18 protein-coding genes and 1 tRNA gene are annotated in these 15,472 nt (G+C 45.6%); 7 read left to right on the top strand and 12 right to left on the bottom strand.

What is annotated here, in order from left to right; all coding sequences use genetic code 11:
- Nucleotides 1-346: 346 nt before the first annotated feature.
- The 3 genes from thrA to thrC are packed head-to-tail and all read left to right on the top strand — an operon-like array spanning nt 347 to nt 5,083.
- Entirely contained in the window at nt 347-2,794 is a 2,448-nt protein-coding gene (thrA, locus tag BM030_RS10155) for a bifunctional aspartate kinase/homoserine dehydrogenase I (protein WP_090973483.1), read from the top strand.
- A 13-nt stretch (nt 2,795-2,807) separates the two neighbouring features.
- Complete coding sequence (locus BM030_RS10150; RefSeq protein WP_090973482.1) at nt 2,808-3,746, top strand: homoserine kinase; 939 nt, start codon at nt 2,808-2,810, stop codon at nt 3,744-3,746.
- Nucleotides 3,747-3,775: 29 nt separating this feature from the next.
- Entirely contained in the window at nt 3,776-5,083 is a 1,308-nt protein-coding gene (gene thrC, locus BM030_RS10145; protein ID WP_090973481.1) for a threonine synthase, read from the top strand.
- Here the strand turns inward: thrC and BM030_RS10140 are convergent, their stop codons facing one another.
- Both BM030_RS10140 and BM030_RS10135 read right to left on the bottom strand, forming a co-directional pair.
- Entirely contained in the window at nt 5,084-5,725 is a 642-nt protein-coding gene (locus tag BM030_RS10140) for an ABC transporter substrate-binding protein (RefSeq protein ID WP_090973480.1), read from the bottom strand.
- 30 nt (nt 5,726-5,755) lie between these two features.
- Entirely contained in the window at nt 5,756-5,935 is a 180-nt protein-coding gene (locus BM030_RS10135; RefSeq protein WP_090973479.1) for a hypothetical protein, read from the bottom strand.
- Nucleotides 5,936-6,157: 222 nt separating this feature from the next.
- Here BM030_RS10135 and BM030_RS10130 point away from each other — a divergent pair, with 222 nt between their 5' ends.
- From BM030_RS10130 to BM030_RS10120, 3 genes are all read left to right on the top strand, one after another.
- A complete protein-coding gene (locus BM030_RS10130) occupies nt 6,158-7,174 on the top strand; it encodes a sensor histidine kinase (RefSeq protein ID WP_090973478.1) in 1,017 nt (338 codons plus the stop codon).
- Nucleotides 7,175-7,193: 19 nt separating this feature from the next.
- Nucleotides 7,194-7,910: a LytR/AlgR family response regulator transcription factor gene (locus BM030_RS10125; RefSeq protein ID WP_090973569.1), complete on the top strand. Its 717-nt coding sequence runs from the start codon at nt 7,194-7,196 to the stop codon at nt 7,908-7,910.
- A 56-nt stretch (nt 7,911-7,966) separates the two neighbouring features.
- Nucleotides 7,967-8,040: transfer RNA gene (locus tag BM030_RS10120), tRNA-Pro, on the top strand.
- Between the two features lie 94 nt (nt 8,041-8,134).
- Here BM030_RS10120 and BM030_RS10115 read toward each other — a convergent pair.
- The 5 genes from BM030_RS10115 to BM030_RS10090 form a co-directional block, all read right to left on the bottom strand.
- Complete coding sequence (locus BM030_RS10115; protein WP_170845695.1) at nt 8,135-8,683, bottom strand: hypothetical protein; 549 nt, start codon at nt 8,681-8,683, stop codon at nt 8,135-8,137.
- Between the two features lie 152 nt (nt 8,684-8,835).
- Nucleotides 8,836-9,441 (bottom strand): hypothetical protein, encoded by a 606-nt coding sequence (locus tag BM030_RS20040; RefSeq protein ID WP_211657573.1) that lies wholly within the window; start codon nt 9,439-9,441, stop codon nt 8,836-8,838.
- Between the two features lie 600 nt (nt 9,442-10,041).
- Nucleotides 10,042-10,503, bottom strand: a complete 462-nt coding sequence (locus BM030_RS10100) for an energy transducer TonB (RefSeq protein WP_090973475.1) — start codon at nt 10,501-10,503, stop codon at nt 10,042-10,044.
- A 39-nt stretch (nt 10,504-10,542) separates the two neighbouring features.
- A complete protein-coding gene (locus BM030_RS10095; protein ID WP_090973474.1) occupies nt 10,543-11,262 on the bottom strand; it encodes a metallophosphatase domain-containing protein in 720 nt (239 codons plus the stop codon).
- A 61-nt stretch (nt 11,263-11,323) separates the two neighbouring features.
- Nucleotides 11,324-11,542 (bottom strand): hypothetical protein, encoded by a 219-nt coding sequence (locus BM030_RS10090; RefSeq protein WP_090973473.1) that lies wholly within the window; start codon nt 11,540-11,542, stop codon nt 11,324-11,326.
- Nucleotides 11,543-11,654: 112 nt separating this feature from the next.
- Here BM030_RS10090 and BM030_RS10085 point away from each other — a divergent pair, with 112 nt between their 5' ends.
- Nucleotides 11,655-11,891, top strand: coding sequence for a helix-turn-helix domain-containing protein (locus tag BM030_RS10085; RefSeq protein ID WP_090973568.1), 237 nt, complete (start codon nt 11,655-11,657; stop codon nt 11,889-11,891).
- Nucleotides 11,892-12,726: 835 nt separating this feature from the next.
- Here the strand turns inward: BM030_RS10085 and BM030_RS20470 are convergent.
- From BM030_RS20470 to BM030_RS10050, 5 genes are all read right to left on the bottom strand, one after another.
- Nucleotides 12,727-12,960: a type II toxin-antitoxin system YoeB family toxin gene (locus tag BM030_RS20470; RefSeq protein ID WP_090973470.1), complete on the bottom strand. Its 234-nt coding sequence runs from the start codon at nt 12,958-12,960 to the stop codon at nt 12,727-12,729.
- A gap of 61 nt (nt 12,961-13,021) precedes the next feature.
- Nucleotides 13,022-13,282: a DUF2683 family protein gene (locus tag BM030_RS10065; RefSeq protein WP_090973469.1), complete on the bottom strand. Its 261-nt coding sequence runs from the start codon at nt 13,280-13,282 to the stop codon at nt 13,022-13,024.
- 144 nt (nt 13,283-13,426) lie between these two features.
- Entirely contained in the window at nt 13,427-14,086 is a 660-nt protein-coding gene (locus BM030_RS10060; protein WP_090973468.1) for a hypothetical protein, read from the bottom strand.
- Nucleotides 14,087-14,089: 3 nt separating this feature from the next.
- The gene (locus BM030_RS10055) at nt 14,090-14,977 is read right to left on the bottom strand and encodes a relaxase/mobilization nuclease domain-containing protein (RefSeq protein WP_090973467.1); all 888 of its coding nucleotides are present in this window, start codon (nt 14,975-14,977) and stop codon (nt 14,090-14,092) included.
- Complete coding sequence (locus BM030_RS10050) at nt 14,958-15,317, bottom strand: plasmid mobilization protein (RefSeq protein ID WP_090973567.1); 360 nt, start codon at nt 15,315-15,317, stop codon at nt 14,958-14,960. The genes BM030_RS10055 and BM030_RS10050 overlap by 20 nt, the downstream gene beginning before the upstream one ends.
- Between the last annotated feature and the right edge of the window lie 155 nt (nt 15,318-15,472).

The raw sequence follows: 15,472 nt of genomic DNA, 5'->3' as shown, positions 1-15,472 counted from the left end.
TCTTTCACGCGGATGTCCCGCTTTCCCGCAAAACTATGGTAAAAATGTAAGGGATCCAAGAAAAAAATGAGATTCGTCAATTTTGTTTGATTTTTTTTAAAAAATAAGGTTATCTCAAAAAAATGACTTTTTTCTTGTGAAATTGAAAATAATAACTTTCCTTTGTCGCGGAAATTTTAAACATTGTGAATAGGACAACAACCATTACAACATCCACTACCACCGGGAGCAACGCACGGAGGAAGTAATTTATGTTGTAATCGAAACGATAAAAATCATAAAGCGCCTTCCTCGAATACGGGAAGGCGCTTTGCTTTGATGGGGCTATAGAAACCGTATAAATAAAATGAAGATACTTAAGTTTGGCGGTACATCCGTAGGTACCGTTGATAGCATCCGGGCGGTGCTTGACATTGTTAGGAAATCGCAGCATGCCGGCGATCAACCCATTGTTGTCCTTTCTGCTATGGGGGGGGTAACCAATTTGCTCACCCAACTGGCGGAAAATGCCGCGGAAGGCCGGAATTTCGCTTCGGGACTACAGGAGTTGGAAGACAGGCATTTCGCTGTGGTAAAGCAGCTCATCGCCGTAAAGCACCAGAATCCGGTATTTACACGGCTCAAACTCTACCTCAATGAATTGGAAGATCTGCTACAGGGAATATACAACCTACGCGAGTTGAGCTTACAAAGCAAAGACCTGGTACTGAGTTATGGCGAGCGGTGTTCGGCTTTTTTGATCAGCAAGATTGCCGCACAGTACTTTCCGGACGCACTGTTCGTAGACGCTACCCAGCTCATACAAACCGATAGCCATTTCGGTAGCGCTCATGTAAACCAGGCGCGTTCGGAGCAGCTTATCCGGACGTTCGCAGCCGCCCACGCGGGTAAGCTCCTGTTTGTTACCGGTTTTATCGCCTCTAATGAAAAAGGGCGGGTGACCACACTGGGTAGGGGAGGCAGCGACTATACTGCAGCCATTATCGGTGCGGCACTGAACGCTGAAGCCATTGAAATATGGACCGACGTGGACGGTATGCTTACCGCAGATCCCCGTATCGTAAAAAAGGCATTTTCGTTGCCGGTACTTTCCTATACAGAAGCCATGGAATTGTCGTACTTCGGCGCCAAGGTGATTTATCCACCGACCATGATTCCTGCTTTCCTGAAGAAGATTCCTATCATTATCCGCAATACTTTCAACCCGGATTTCGGGGGCACTACTATCCAGCACGATAGTGGCCGCACGGCACTGCCCATCAAAGGTATCTCATCCATTGCTGATATCAGTGTGATCAACCTCGTCGGTAGCGGCATGGTGGGCCGGGCCGGTTTCAGCGGGCGCCTGTTTACGCTGCTTGCCCGCGAGCAGATCAATGTCGTGCTTATTACCCAGTCATCTTCCGAACACAGCATCACGTTTGCAGTGCATCCAGCGGAGGCGCTCCGGGCAAAGCAACTCATTGAACGGGAGTTTGAACTGGAACTTCAGGCCAACAAATTGTCGCAACCCGAAATCGAAGAACGGCTGTCCGTGTTGGCCATTGTAGGCGAAAACATGAAGCAAACTCCAGGCATGTCCGGTAAGTTGTTCCATGCGCTGGGTCGCAACGGCATCAACGTACGCGCGATAGCTCAAGGATCTTCAGAATACAATATCTCGGTCATCATTTCGCAGGCCGACCTTTCCAAGGCGCTGAACGCTGTCCATGACGCATTTTTCGCCCAATTGAACAAAACCTTGCATGTCTTCAGCGTGGGCACAGGCAACATCGGCTCCACCTTGTTCAAGCAGATACAGGAGCAATATGCTTTCTTGCTGGATAACAACGACATCGAAATCAAAGTGGTGGGGATAAGCAACTCGCGCAAAATGCTTTTCAGCGGTGAAGGTATTGATTTGGCTAATTGGAAAACCGTATTGGAGCAATCTGGCGAACTTGCGGATCTTCCGGCGTTCGTTGCACGGACGAAGGCCATGAACCTGCCGAATTGTGTATTCATTGATAATACGGCCAGTGAGCTGCCCACCCTTTATTACAGAGAACTGTTCCAATCAAACATATCGGTGGTTACCTGTAACAAGATTGCTAATTCCGGTCGTTACAGCGAATATCGGGACTTGAAGGATACGGCACGTAAGCACGGTGTTGACTTTTTCTACGAAACCAACGTGGGTGCAGGGTTACCGATTGTGCGTGTGCTGCGAGACCTGATGCTAAGCGGCGACCGCATCATCCGCATTGAGGCCATCCTCTCGGGAACCATATCGTATATCTTCAATAATTTTTCGGGTGATGTTTCCTTTCATGACATTGTTAAGAACGCCCAACAGCTCGGCTATACCGAGCCTGACCCGAGGGACGATCTGAAAGGTACGGATTTCATGCGCAAGATGCTGATACTGGCCCGGGACGCCGGCTATGCCCTGGAACCCGAGGATGTGCAGTTGGGGGGCATTCTGCCCGAGGCCTGCCTGCGAGCCACCACCGTAGATGATTTCTACCGGGAGCTGCAAGCCGCAGACGATTATTTCAACGAACTAAAAAGCAAAGCCCAGCGTGAAAACAGGGTGCTCCGTTACATCGGCAAACTGGAGGCCGGGCGGGTAAGCATTGCCCTTGAATTTGTCGATGAATCGCATCCGTTCTATGCGCTTTCGGGCAGCGACAATATTATTGCTTTCACTACCGAACGCTACAAGGAGCGGCCCTTGGTCGTGAAGGGACCCGGTGCGGGAGCCGAGGTAACGGCAGCAGGCGTTTTTGCGGATTTGGTTAACGTGGGCGCTTAACTGATTGATACCAATGGAAAAAAATCAAGTACATGTATTCGCGCCGGCAACGGTAGCCAATATCGTTTGCGGATATGACGTGTTGGGCTTTGCGTTGGATGAGCCGGGCGATGAGGTGGTTATCCGCCGTATAGACCCGCCGGGCGTACAACTCAAAGAGGTTACGGGCGATGACGGCCGACTACCCCGCGATCCGTCCAAAAACACGGTAAGCGCCAGCGTCATCTCCTTTCTGAACCATATCGGCCGAGCAGACACGGGGGTTGAGATCAGCCTGCACAAGCACATGCCAATCGGAAGCGGCCTGGGATCTAGTGCGGCCAGCACGGTAGCCGGCTTATTCGCCATCAACGCATTAATGGGCCATCCGCTCTCGCGGCGAGAGTTGCTGCCCTTCGCTTTGCAGGGTGAAGAGTTAGCTTGCGGCCATGGTCACGCAGATAACGTAGCCCCCGCATTGCTTGGGGGTATTACCCTGATTCGGGGGTATGACCCCCTTGATGTGGTACCTATCCCCGCGCCACCGTCATTGTTCGCTTCCGTGGTATTCCCCCATGTGGATGTGCCCACGCGCGATGCGCGGCAGATGATCCGGGCAAAAGTTGCCCTCAAGGATGCGGTTATCCAATGGGGAAATATCGCCGGACTGGTGGCCGGGCTGTTTGCTCATGACTATGAACTCATTGGCCGTAGCATGCGCGATGTAGTCATCGAGCCCACGAGGGCCATTCTTATCCCTGAATTTTACGAAATGCGGCGGCTGGCCATGGACGCCGGCGCCCTCGGATTCGGTATTTCAGGGTCGGGGCCATCCGTTTTTGCTTTCACCCAGCACCGGGATACCGCTACCCGTATTACGAAGACAATACAGGAATATTTAACCGAACGGGGTATTGAAAGCAACGGCTATGTTTCGGGAGTGAATGCCGAAGGGCCACGCGAGTTAGCATAACAGAAAAATCCAGACTAAGATTCAGCATAATGCAATTTTACAGTACCAACAATAGAGACCTGCGTGTTTCACTGAAAGAAGCGGTTTTCAATAGCTTGCCGGCAGACAAAGGATTATACATGCCCGAGCGGGTACCTTCGCTCGACGCATATTTTATCCGTAACCTTCCCGGACTTTCCTTTCAGGAAATCGCCTTTACCGTGGCGGGGGCGTTTGTAGAAGAAGCGGATATCCCGGCAAATGATCTCCGCCGGATTGTGGAAGACGCTATTGATTTTGATGCGCCCGTGCGGCTATTGGATCATGAAACGGCGGTGTTGGAACTGTTCCACGGTCCGTCGTTGGCCTTTAAAGATTTCGGTGCCCGCTTCATGAGCCGTGTGATGGCTTACCTCTCCACCGACGACCGGGTGCTCGATGTGTTGGTTGCCACATCTGGCGATACCGGCGGTGCCGTGGCGTTAGGATTCCTCGGTGTGCCAGGTACGCGGGTTACTATCTTATATCCCGAGGGCAAGGTAAGCCCCATACAGGAATCGCAGCTTACCACCAATGGGCAGAACATCCGCGCTATTGCGGTGGCAGGAACCTTTGACGATTGCCAGGCACTGGTCAAGACGGCGTTCAACGATCCGGAGCTGAACAAAGCGTTTCGCCTCACATCGGCAAATTCGATTAATATCGCGCGTCTTATTCCTCAAGCGTTTTATTATTTCCATGCATACGCCCAACTCCGGGCGCAGGGTGCTGAAGAGGTGGTGTTTGCTGTGCCAAGCGGTAATTTCGGGAATATCGGTGCCGGACTGCTGGCCCACAAGATGGGTTTGCCCGTTCGGCGGTTTATCGCTGCTACCAACGTGAACGATACGGTGCCGCGTTTCCTTCGGAACGGACGTTATGATCCGCGGCCTTCCGTACAGACCCTGGCTAATGCCATGGATGTCGGCAACCCCAGCAATTGGGTGCGTATTATGGATTTATTCGGCCAAGATCAAAGCGCCGTGAGGCAAGCGGTTGCCGCGTATGCATTTACCGATACACAAACGCGGGAAGCTATTCAATCGATGGTTGATCGGTATGAGTATATCGCTTGTCCCCATACGGCCATTGCTTGGTTAGCCACCCAAGCGTACCGCCGGGAATATCCGGGCGATTATGCGACGGTATTCCTGTCAACGGCCCATCCGTGCAAATTTCCCGAGGTATTCGGGCCCCGAATCGCAGCGCAGATCGCCGTCCCCGACCAAGTTAGGGCACTGGAAGGTCGGGAAAAAGCAGTGGTTCGCCTGGGTGTCGACTTCGAAGGGTTTAAAAGTTACCTGTTGGGTACCGCTTAATCAGCTCAGGTTAAACCGCATCCACACATCTTCATCACGACCGAAAATAAAATACTTCGGATGGATAATTTCGGCCAGTATCTCTGCATCGTCGGCTATAAGTGCACCAGGCTGACGGAGGTACTGGTTATGGTGAATGATGAAAATGTTGCTATGCATTATGGCCGGAACATGCCGCCATGCCGGCGCGGAAAATAAACCGGGCACTTCCTTCAGGAGCTGCGGTACGGGTTCTTTGCTAATCAGGATGATGATATCCGGCTGTTCCCCCGCTGCCGCGGTTTCCAACAGCGGGATGCCCCCCGCAATCCGTACGAGGTTATCAAGGTACGCTTGTCGGATAGCTGTCAGAGGTGATATTGCTTGCAAAAGCAATACGCGGGGTTTATGCGTTTCAGGGATAAATTTCAGCTTATGGACGATGATATTTATACGTTCTTCCAAAGCTTCCACCAGCGTTTCGGCCCGTTGCTGGGCATTCAGGATACGACCTATGGCCCGTAAGCCGGTATATACGTCGTCCGGTGTGGTGGCGCGGACCAAGTCTTGGTACTCGCCCGTGTGTTCAAGCAATGGTAAATCAGTTGCAGCAAGATTTAATGCATCCAATACAAGTTGTGCAGCTGAAAAATGGCTTCGCATGGGTGCAAAGGTAAGCAAGTCGCTCCACTATCACCAAAGCAATACCTTAAAAACATTAATCTCCTCCGGCAATGAGATGAACGATGCGTTCACTTGGATTCGTTCCTGGGCCACCTCATTCCCGGTTTGTCCTATCACCAACAGCAGCGCCACAAAAATAGGGATGATAAGCAGCAGAAAAGGTGAAATGTTGCCGATAAACTTTTTCATTTTTATTTATTCAATAGTTAACCAATCGCACCGGTTCCAAATGCACGGTACAAAGAAACCAATTGGCTCCGGTCCCTGAAAAAGTTTTAGACAAACAGCCCGATTTCGTAGACTAACCGGAAAGTGCGTGTTCGTCTGCCCGGAATGCAGATTTGCCGACAGAAGTAAGGCGTTTGTCTATCAAGCAGGGTGATATTGGCAGGTGAACATTATCTTTGCCGTATGCTTGGAAATAAAGCCGTTTTAATCCATGCCTTGGTGTGGGGCGTCTTGCTGACCGTTTTGTACTTTATCAACGTCAGGGAGAAGCCCGTTGACGCCGCGATTATTATTCTGCTTTATGGGGCATTGAACATTGCCATTTTCTACATCCATTACTTTTGGGTTAATCCGTTGCTTCTGGGCGGCAACCGCCTTTGGCGGCCCGTATTTTATATGGTTGTTGTCCTGTTGGTATCAATTGCGGTAAAGTACGCCATTGCGGCGCATTACGAAGACACGGTGTTACAGTATCGCGACACCGAGAACAATGAAAAGATACTTACGCCCCTGCAATATACCGTTGCGGCATTGATTACCGGGCTGTTTTTTATGTTGGTCAGTACCGCTGTTTACGTGATTTCGGCCAATTTTAAAGATATGGAGCACCGTAAAAGCTTAGAAAACGAAAAGCTGAACGCTGAGCTGGCCTTTTTGAAGTCGCAGATCAACCCGCATTTTCTTTTCAATTCCCTGAATAACATCTATTCATTGGCTTACCAGAAGTCAGAGAAGACACCTGAAGCTATTCTCAAGCTCTCGGAAATCATGCGCTATATGCTGTATGAAAGCAATGAAGACACCGTATTGCTGGAAGAAGAGATCAACTACCTGAAAAATTACATTGAACTTCAGAAATTACGTTTCAAGGAGCAGATATATGTAGAACTCCATGTGGATATTGACAATGTCAACCACCGGGTGATGCCGTTACTGCTCATTTCGTTCCTTGAGAACGCTTTCAAACATGGCATCTCTACAGATGCCACCAAACCCATCCGTATCGATATCAACGTCAAAAATGGAAGGCTGCATTTTCGGGCAGAAAATGCCAAAAACCAGCTTAACAAGGATCATACAAAAGGGGTAGGGCTGGTAAACTTGAAACGGAGGCTCCAACTCGGATATCCCGATAAGCATACGATTAATATTATTGAATCAGATCACTACTACAGTAGTGAACTTTTTTTATATTTATAATTTTTAATCAATGACGCACATGGTACGATGTATAGCTGTAGATGACGAACCACTGGCGCTGGATATTATTGCTGATTATGTAGCCAAGGTGCCTGAACTGTCGCTTGTGGCCAGCACCACCAATGCGATAGAAGCCCTTGCCACAGTACAAAACGGAGAGGTTGATCTGATATTCCTCGATGTCCAGATGCCTGAACTCACCGGTATCCAGTTCCTTAAGATCATCAATGGCAAATGCGATGTTATCCTCACCACCGCCTATCCCCAATATGCGTTGGATGGTTATGAACTTAACGTGGTGGATTACCTGTTAAAACCCATAGCGTTTGACCGATTTTACCGATCCGTCCAGAAGGTATTGGCCAATAAAGCTCCACGTTCCCATCAGCCAGCCCCCCAAGCGAAGCAGAGCGAGACGGTGGATTTTATCTTTGTCAAGACAGAGCACAAAATTCAACGGGTAGATCTTGATGATATCCTGTATATTGAAGGATTAAAAGACTACATATCCATCTATACACCATCAGAACGTATTGTAACCTTACAGAATATGAAGAAGATGGAAGATATTCTGCCGGCCAACCGTTTTGTCCGGGTGCACCGTTCATATATTGTGGCGCTCGATAAGATAGTCAGCATCGAACGGGGGCGAATTTTCATTGAAGACAAGACCATTCCTGTCGGCGATACTTACCGGGACGCTTTTTATAAATACATCGGCGATAAAAACGGTTAGAACGCTTTTTATAACTTGCATATAAGCACAATTTTCTCTAAGTTTGCACCCCCGTTCGGGATGTAGCGTAGCCAGGTATCGCGCCAGCATGGGGTGCTGGAGGTCGTGGGTTCGAATCCCGCCATCCCGACAAAAGCCACTGATTATCAGTGGCTTTTGGTTTTTTCGGACATATTGCGGACAAATATATTGTTTTATTGGCGTGATTGTTAAGTTAGGAAAAGTTATGATTCATTAGCTTCGTTGTTGAATTTTGACTGTCTAATAAATCTATCAAATATGATATGGTCTGCACGATGCAGTACATTATAACGGTGTGTGTGCGGTCTGTCGGCAAAAATCCAATCGATAATTAGCTTAGTGTATTCTGCTTCTTGCTCTGGGTCGTAAAATGGTGTTTTGTCATTTTGTTCTATTTCGATAGCACCAAGCACATATAAAGCGCGGATAATGGGAGATATCTTTTCTTTGAGTTCCTCCAGTTTGAACATTCCTTTCGACACTTCATCCGATGATATTATGAATGATAAATCGACCAAACTTTCGTGTACAATCCAATTTCTGTTATCTTGAGCCTTCTCAAAAAGTTCAGCAACCCAATCGGATAACGTATTTGAATTAACAAACAATTCTTTCCGATTTTTCGTAAAAACTCCTAAACTTGTTTTCTTTGACGTTGGTTTCCGGTCTTTAGGTGACCAATAAACCCTTCCCGCAACCCAATCTTCTATACTAATTCGCTCATTCTTTAGGCCTAAAAAAATACTTAGCATCTTATAATGATACATGCATCGTTTCTCGAAGGTTTGGCATAGCATAAGTGCTTTACCATAAACAGTAAAATGTTTGTTCAGACTTCTCGATGGAACAGAATGAAATATCATACTAATTGAGGCTATTGTTGTTCATCACGGATATGTTGTTCTTAATAAGCGCTACTAACAGCAACGTAAGATAATAATAAGCCTATGCCTACTAAAAACGACTTACCTATAATTGCACCCGTTCTTGGTTTATTAGTCGAAACCAATACATCATCAACTGTATAGACAGAGTATCTTTTCCTGTTCTTGCTCATTTTTACGTAACCAACAAAGTTGTGATTAATATCGTGAATAGAGAGAAACTTTGTATTAGGAACAGGATTAATATACCCAATAGGTTTTTTATTCAACGTGCTACTCTCGTAGACAGCATAAGCTCGAGAAGATTTATAATCCAAATTTGAGTAATTGGTACCTCTCAATAAGGTGCCGTAATTTGCATAGTCATCTAATGAATAGGAGTGATAAACCTTGTAATAGCTTGCCAAATATGCGGCTTCACTCCCTCCGGCTATCTTGCCAGTATAGGGGTTATAATTTCCAGGATAGCTATAATTGTTATATGGATTACCATCAGGAGCAGAACGATAATGTGGCTGAACGTAGGTGCCATCTTTCCTGTAATAACCTTTGACATATACGTCCTGTGCTGACACTAAAAAGAAAGCAAAGAATATAAGGTACAATAGTAAAATCCAAATTTTCATAAAAGCAAATTTTTGAATCTTCAACTATTAACTGAATTGACAAACGGTGCCCATGACCAAAATCTAACCATCAACTCGGGAAATAGCAGTAATCCGATAGAAAATATAAATACTACTAATGAAATATACGGGGCGGCGTATACGCTGGGGATATAACTATATGATATGTCTTGAAGTGTCATTTGGCGTGATTTATCTTTAAAACGAGATACTATTCCCGAAGCAAATGTTATAGCTGCTATTTTCATAAATAAGCTATTTGGGTGTCTTATCGTTATCCAACTTAAGTATGAGGAGACTACACCCAAAAATAAATAGGAAAAGCCTGCAACTAGCACTAAACACAAAAAGTAAAAAATAAGATTCCATTTATACTCGCCGTTTGTTATCTTGTAATACAACACATTAAAAGGTGCTGCTAATAAATCAAAAAGAAAGTAATGGACTGCCAAATGGGTGACAATTGTGATTCCGATAAGAATTAATAAAGATACTATCATAAGAGAAAAATTTAACCTGACTTGTTACCCGGACATATCTAAACCTGTGAGCTGTTTGATATAGATCCGGCCTTTTACACCATTATTTGACTAATAGAAATCAATTAGTGTTAATTCTGGATACCCTTATTGGGATAACAAAACTGACCTCTGCTGGTCTATTGCGAAATAACGCAGGTGACCATTTTCCAAGTTTTGTAATAACCCGTATTCCCTCTTCTCCGGTTCCGGCACCAGCACTTTCTAAAATTCGGAAATTGTAGGGTTCACCATCTTCTCCCACAATAAATGATATTAGTACTCGCCCAGATAAATCAGAGGAAAAAAGATTTCGTTTATAGTTGGAGGAAACGGATGTCATAAAAGCACTCATGCCTCCTTTTGGAGGAACAGCATTGACGTCAACATGCCAGTCCTTGATTGTCGTGTCTAGACCGAATTTTAATACTGATGAACGAGACATAGCTGCTTGCCGTTCTTGGCTATAGCAAACTGTTATGTAGAACGTAGCAACGAAAAATGAAATTATGATTTTCGAATGTTGTTGCACGGTTTTTCTCATGGATTATTGATTAAGTTAATGAACATAGAGAATATATCGTTAATTTCGGTTAATATGACAAACAAATTTATTGTTCTTACTTACTGTATCTTTACGGGTTCCCGTAAGCTGCTGCGCGCCTATTAAGTCTCTGCTATGGTTTAATATCACGGCATCATTTTTTAACTCATAACGGTCATCCAGCACACTTGCATTGACAAAGGTTGTTTCTCTCTTAGCCAGCACTCCGTAATCCTCATGGATATGACCAAATATATGGTACTTGGGCTGTATTTGATAAACCCTCAAAAGTAATTCCTCACACCCCGTTCGCTTACTGTAAACGGTTTCATCGAGTATGCCGAACGGTGGGCCATGGGTGATTAGGATATCGGTGTTATTGGGTATCAAATCCCAATGCGCTTTAATTTCCGCCCCACGTTTCCGGTTGAATGCCCAATTATGGAAATAAGGGGTAATGGGAGAACCCCATATTTTCAGGCAATCAATCTCAACGCCCGAATCATTCAGGTAGATGACATCCTTGGGAATCATCCGGCCAATGATATCGGGGTGCGCATCCTCCAAAAAGAAATCGTGATTGCCCGCTATAAAAACCTTGTGCCGGAATTTTAGGTTGCTGAACCAATCCAAGAAATCCTCGATTTCAACCGGATGCCCCCGTTTGCTGATATCGCCTGCATGGATAATCATATCGCCGTTGGGCAATTTCAGTTTACGGTGCTGGCCGTGGGTGTCCGATATGGCAACAATCTTCATTAGGTTTAAACAGGTTTGAGCCCAGACAAATATATGGTTTTCCGGCTTTATTACATCCGGTTTATTTCCGCAACTGCCGTCTTAGGTATTCCTCTAAAAGCTGTTCCCGCTCGCGCTGCTTCCGCTTCTTGCTGTCTTTTGAAGCAACCCACCAAATGAACAAGCCCCATGCACCAAAGCCGATGATTGCGCCGGGAATGATGTTGCCGCTGCCCATCCCGCTCATCATGGCGATGAAGCTGACGATACCCGTAAGGAATAACCTGATTAAAAAACCCATAATTACCGTATTTTGGAATAACCGGATGTTATCAACTGATAGCCAAATATACGGAATTTTACCGTCTCATGTGACGGTGTTTTGATTTTTTATTATGCTTTCCTTGCATGCCATGGACAACAAACCGCATGCAACCGATGTCGACACCTATCTCATCGAGAAAGTAAAGGAATTGAGAACCAAAAAAGGCATATCCCAAGCCAAGCTGGCGTTGGCGCTGGATGTGTCCGTTGGTTACATCGGCCATGTCGAAAGCCCAAAGGACAGGACGAAATATTCCCTGTCCATGCTTCCTAAACTGGCCGCTGCGCTGGAATGCGAATACGCCGATTTATTACCGCCAATTTAGTTCTAATTTTCCATACTTTGTATTATTTTTGTTTATGGCTAAGATTGAATATATTTACAGGTATCGAGATGCCGTATCTGGACATTACGTAACCAAAGAGTACGCAGAGAAACACCCAAAGACTACCGTTAAAGAGCGGGATAAGGTGGTTCCTAAGAAAAAAAAATGAAACTTTTGGAATCGCATAGGCATTGCATGGTAAATGGTTCAAATAGCTAATTTACAGTGCTTTAACTGGATTTATTACTGAAAAATTGCTGTAAATCCGTTGTAGGTTTTCCATTTAGAAGTTCAAGATTTCTATGGGGTTGTGGGTTAACATTCATTCTCCTCGATTAATATTGATTTTTGATTATAATCACTTTTTATCAAGTTAGGACGTTGCTACTTGGCTGATTCGATTTCCCTCCTTTTTTCCCTTGCCGACTGGATGAGCCTTTCACTATACGGTTAACAAAAGGGTTAGTTTTTTATATAAATACCTAAAATATTTTGAATTAGGTTAGGATTGTATATAATTACAATATATTTCTTAGTATGTTGGCCTATTTAACGTTCTCTTTTTTCTTTCATTCGAATTGTTAGCGTTCTGTTTTTTATTCTAATCTCGAACCTGCTGAAAAGATATTCAATAGGTATAAATATGACACGAATAACAATCATCAAAACACATATGATTAATAATAGTTTTGCTGACTCATAACCGCCAAAAAACCAAACAATTGCAAATGGAACCAAAGCCATGCACAAGAGGAATACCCACCCAAATAGTGCTTTTCCAATTTTTCCTTTTTTCACCAGCATATAGTTTGAGGTTTCAACTCCTTTAAGTAAGTTATTTATCGTTGTAGTGCCCCTTTGCCGAAAGAACGTATACTTTAATAAACGTATCATCAATGGAATAAACAAGTCTGTGTTTTTCGGTAATCTTACGTGCATAAAATCCAGCCAAATCATACCTTTTCAGTGTCGGCTTACCCCTTCCGGTTCTTGGATGTTCCGCAAGTTCTTTGATGTTCCGCAAGTTCTTTGATAAGCGATACTGCTTTTTTGAATGCTTGAGGTTCAGATTTTTTCAGCGCCTTTAAATCCAAATCGGCATTTGGCGATATGATTACCGTATACATCAATTACAGGGTGTCAAAATATGTATCCAGTTCTTCCTTGGTTTTAATAACGATACCTTTGCCCGCTTTGATTTGCTGGCGGGATTCCTTTATGCGCTGAACCATCTCGGGGGTAAAGTACAAATCATCCCCCGATACGGGAGTGAGCACATAGGCCTGTTTGTTCCCTCGTTTGATAACCACTTTTTGACCCTTGTCCGCCATGTCGAAAAAATCTTTTTGGCGTTCCCTGAATTGCCTGCTTGTTGTTTCTACTATTGACATTGTGTACACGTTTTGGTACGCAAATATACAAAATAATCTTAAATACTGCGGTTTTATCAACCCATTTTCAAACCCAAGATTTGGCTGCTGCGCTGGAATGCGAATATTCCGATTTATTGCCGCCGATAAACAATTAAATCGCCTTTATCTGGTCGATTCGATTTCCCTCCTCTTTTCCTTTGCCGACTGGATAAGCCGTTGCTCTTCTTCCAGTTTCTCCAAGATGAATAACGCCCTGTCGGGGTCGGCATGGTAAACCGAATCTATACGACTTCCGATTTCGGGAAATTCCTGCCGGAACATTCGGAATTTGATACTGCTCGCTTTCAGGGATTCTTGATGCCGGTACAGTCCGATAGCCACACCAAGGCTGGCGAAAGAGAAAAACAGTAACAATGCGAGCGTAAGGATTACCTTGGTCGATTTGAAATCGATGCCATGCTTGTATCTAACTTCGGTCTGCGCCGGGATCCGTTCAACCAAGCCCTTGAACTCCGTTAATTTCCTATCCAATTCGAGGTAATCCTCTTTTGTGATATTGATGATGTTGTCTGTCAATCCCTGTAAGTTGCCGTAATCCCTTACGTAATTGTCAACTGCCGTGTTGCAATCCTTGATGTAGTCAATCAGCTTGGTTTTGGTTTCCAAGTCCTTTTCCCTGACCTCGTGGAAGCCTTGCAGCAATTTTTCGTTTTCATCAAGAAAACCGATGATGGTCGGGAGCATCCGAGCGATGTCGCTCGTCAACAGGTCGGTGTTCAATTGCAGTTCGTCCACCTGTTGCTTTAAATTCTCTAAATCCATTGGTTACCTCCTGTTCCTGTTTTTTCTTTTGATGGCGTCGTCATCCTGGTCATGGGCGATACCGATATCCAAAAGTGACACCATCGCATCCATCGCCAATCCCATGGGTGATATCCCAATTGCTTGGTGATTGGTTAGATTGGTATCCGTTTCGGCCGATTGCTGCACCTCCTGTCCGTTGAATAATCTGTCGATTTTCCCATAGCTCAACGACCTGTCCACTTCCGAACCCTTGAACGTATATCCGCTTTTAGAGAACGATACCCCCTGCACTTCATCCGAATTTGCTTTTTTCTTGTACTGTATGGCCACCCCTTTGTATTTCAGGTAGCTTTCCAGTTGCTTCCAATCCCCGCACGCCCGCAAAGCTGTCTTCAGCGCATCATGGATTTCATACTTGGCTTTGTCCGCTCCTTTCAGCCGGCCACGGTTCACCTTTTCCTTGCCACTGGCTTGGTAGAAACCATACTTGCTGTTCAACTGCTTGCATAGTTTCACGCTCCTGAACCGGAGATTGCTGTTGGCAATGGTCTTGCCTTGGTTGTCCACCCGGTTGTAAACGATATGGACGTGGTCATGCTTCCGGTCGTGATGCCTGACCATCAAGTATTGGGTGTTATCGATATCGAGTGATTTCAGGTATTCCAGCGCAACTCCGGCCATGAGGCGATTCGTAAGTTTTCCTTTGTCATGTTCGCTCCACGAGAGTACGATATGCCCGACCGCCTTGCCAAGCCTTGGATTCAGCTTGCGTTGCAGATTGAAATCCTGTGTAATGGTACGGGCGGACGTAGTACGCAGCCCCTCGGCATGTATGATTTCGCTTCGGTCTTTCAGCACGTAGCCAACGCATCCCCCGAAATGTTTTCCCTCAATGATTTTCGCCACCATGCTCCAGTAATTTGTCTACACATCGGTTGATGTGGTTGATGGTACTTTGGCACTCATGCGCCATTTGGCTCAAGCCGATTTGGTGGGCTTTCTTGGTAAGTTGGTTGAGATTGTTCGCCGCTCCCGTAAAATCCCTGAACACTTTCAGTTGTTCCGGTGTATACCGGGGTGTGATTTTTTTCAGGATGGCACTCTTGCGTACCCATTCCGATTTCTTCATGTTGGCTATCCGTGCATTGTGCAATACAAGTCGGTATTCCTGTTCATCGAACCGGACGTTAATCCGCCGGTTTTTCTTATGGGGTGAAAGCGGCCTGCCGCCTTTGTTGTTTATAGTCATAACTGTTCCGATTAATGTGTGACCATCGGGAGCCAAGGCGGTTTTGGGTGCACCAAAACACAACCTTGCTCCGTCACGGCTGCCAAGCATTGCGTTGGATGCTGGCTAAGAAAAAAAGATGGGTGTCCGTTATCTTTATCGATGATTCGTACACT

It is taken from the genome of Parapedobacter composti (assembly GCF_900112315.1).
GTDB lineage: Bacteria > Bacteroidota > Bacteroidia > Sphingobacteriales > Sphingobacteriaceae > Parapedobacter > Parapedobacter composti.
This window is presented reverse-complemented; position numbering and strand designations above follow the sequence as displayed.

Bases quoted from the DNA above. Each gene is read 5' to 3' on its own strand.
- thrA (WP_090973483.1), top strand. From the start codon at position 347: ATGAAGATACTTAAGTTTGGCGGTACATCCGTAGGTACCGTTGATAGC.
- BM030_RS10090 (WP_090973473.1), bottom strand. From the start codon at position 11,542: ATGGGTTTTTTAATCAGGTTATTCCTTACGGGTATCGTCAGCTTCATC.
- BM030_RS10115 (WP_170845695.1), bottom strand. From the start codon at position 8,683: ATGCTAAGTATTTTTTTAGGCCTAAAGAATGAGCGAATTAGTATAGAA.
- thrC (WP_090973481.1), top strand. From the start codon at position 3,776: ATGCAATTTTACAGTACCAACAATAGAGACCTGCGTGTTTCACTGAAA.
- BM030_RS10130 (WP_090973478.1), top strand. From the start codon at position 6,158: ATGCTTGGAAATAAAGCCGTTTTAATCCATGCCTTGGTGTGGGGCGTC.
- BM030_RS10085 (WP_090973568.1), top strand. From the start codon at position 11,655: ATGGACAACAAACCGCATGCAACCGATGTCGACACCTATCTCATCGAG.
- BM030_RS10140 (WP_090973480.1), bottom strand. From the start codon at position 5,725: ATGCGAAGCCATTTTTCAGCTGCACAACTTGTATTGGATGCATTAAAT.
- BM030_RS10050 (WP_090973567.1), bottom strand. From the start codon at position 15,317: ATGACTATAAACAACAAAGGCGGCAGGCCGCTTTCACCCCATAAGAAA.
- BM030_RS10150 (WP_090973482.1), top strand. From the start codon at position 2,808: ATGGAAAAAAATCAAGTACATGTATTCGCGCCGGCAACGGTAGCCAAT.
- BM030_RS10065 (WP_090973469.1), bottom strand. From the start codon at position 13,282: ATGTCAATAGTAGAAACAACAAGCAGGCAATTCAGGGAACGCCAAAAA.
- BM030_RS10135 (WP_090973479.1), bottom strand. From the start codon at position 5,935: ATGAAAAAGTTTATCGGCAACATTTCACCTTTTCTGCTGCTTATCATC.
- BM030_RS10095 (WP_090973474.1), bottom strand. From the start codon at position 11,262: ATGAAGATTGTTGCCATATCGGACACCCACGGCCAGCACCGTAAACTG.
- BM030_RS20040 (WP_211657573.1), bottom strand. From the start codon at position 9,441: ATGAAAATTTGGATTTTACTATTGTACCTTATATTCTTTGCTTTCTTT.
- BM030_RS10055 (WP_090973467.1), bottom strand. From the start codon at position 14,977: ATGGTGGCGAAAATCATTGAGGGAAAACATTTCGGGGGATGCGTTGGC.
- BM030_RS10060 (WP_090973468.1), bottom strand. From the start codon at position 14,086: ATGGATTTAGAGAATTTAAAGCAACAGGTGGACGAACTGCAATTGAAC.
- BM030_RS10125 (WP_090973569.1), top strand. From the start codon at position 7,194: ATGGTACGATGTATAGCTGTAGATGACGAACCACTGGCGCTGGATATT.
- BM030_RS10100 (WP_090973475.1), bottom strand. From the start codon at position 10,503: ATGAGAAAAACCGTGCAACAACATTCGAAAATCATAATTTCATTTTTC.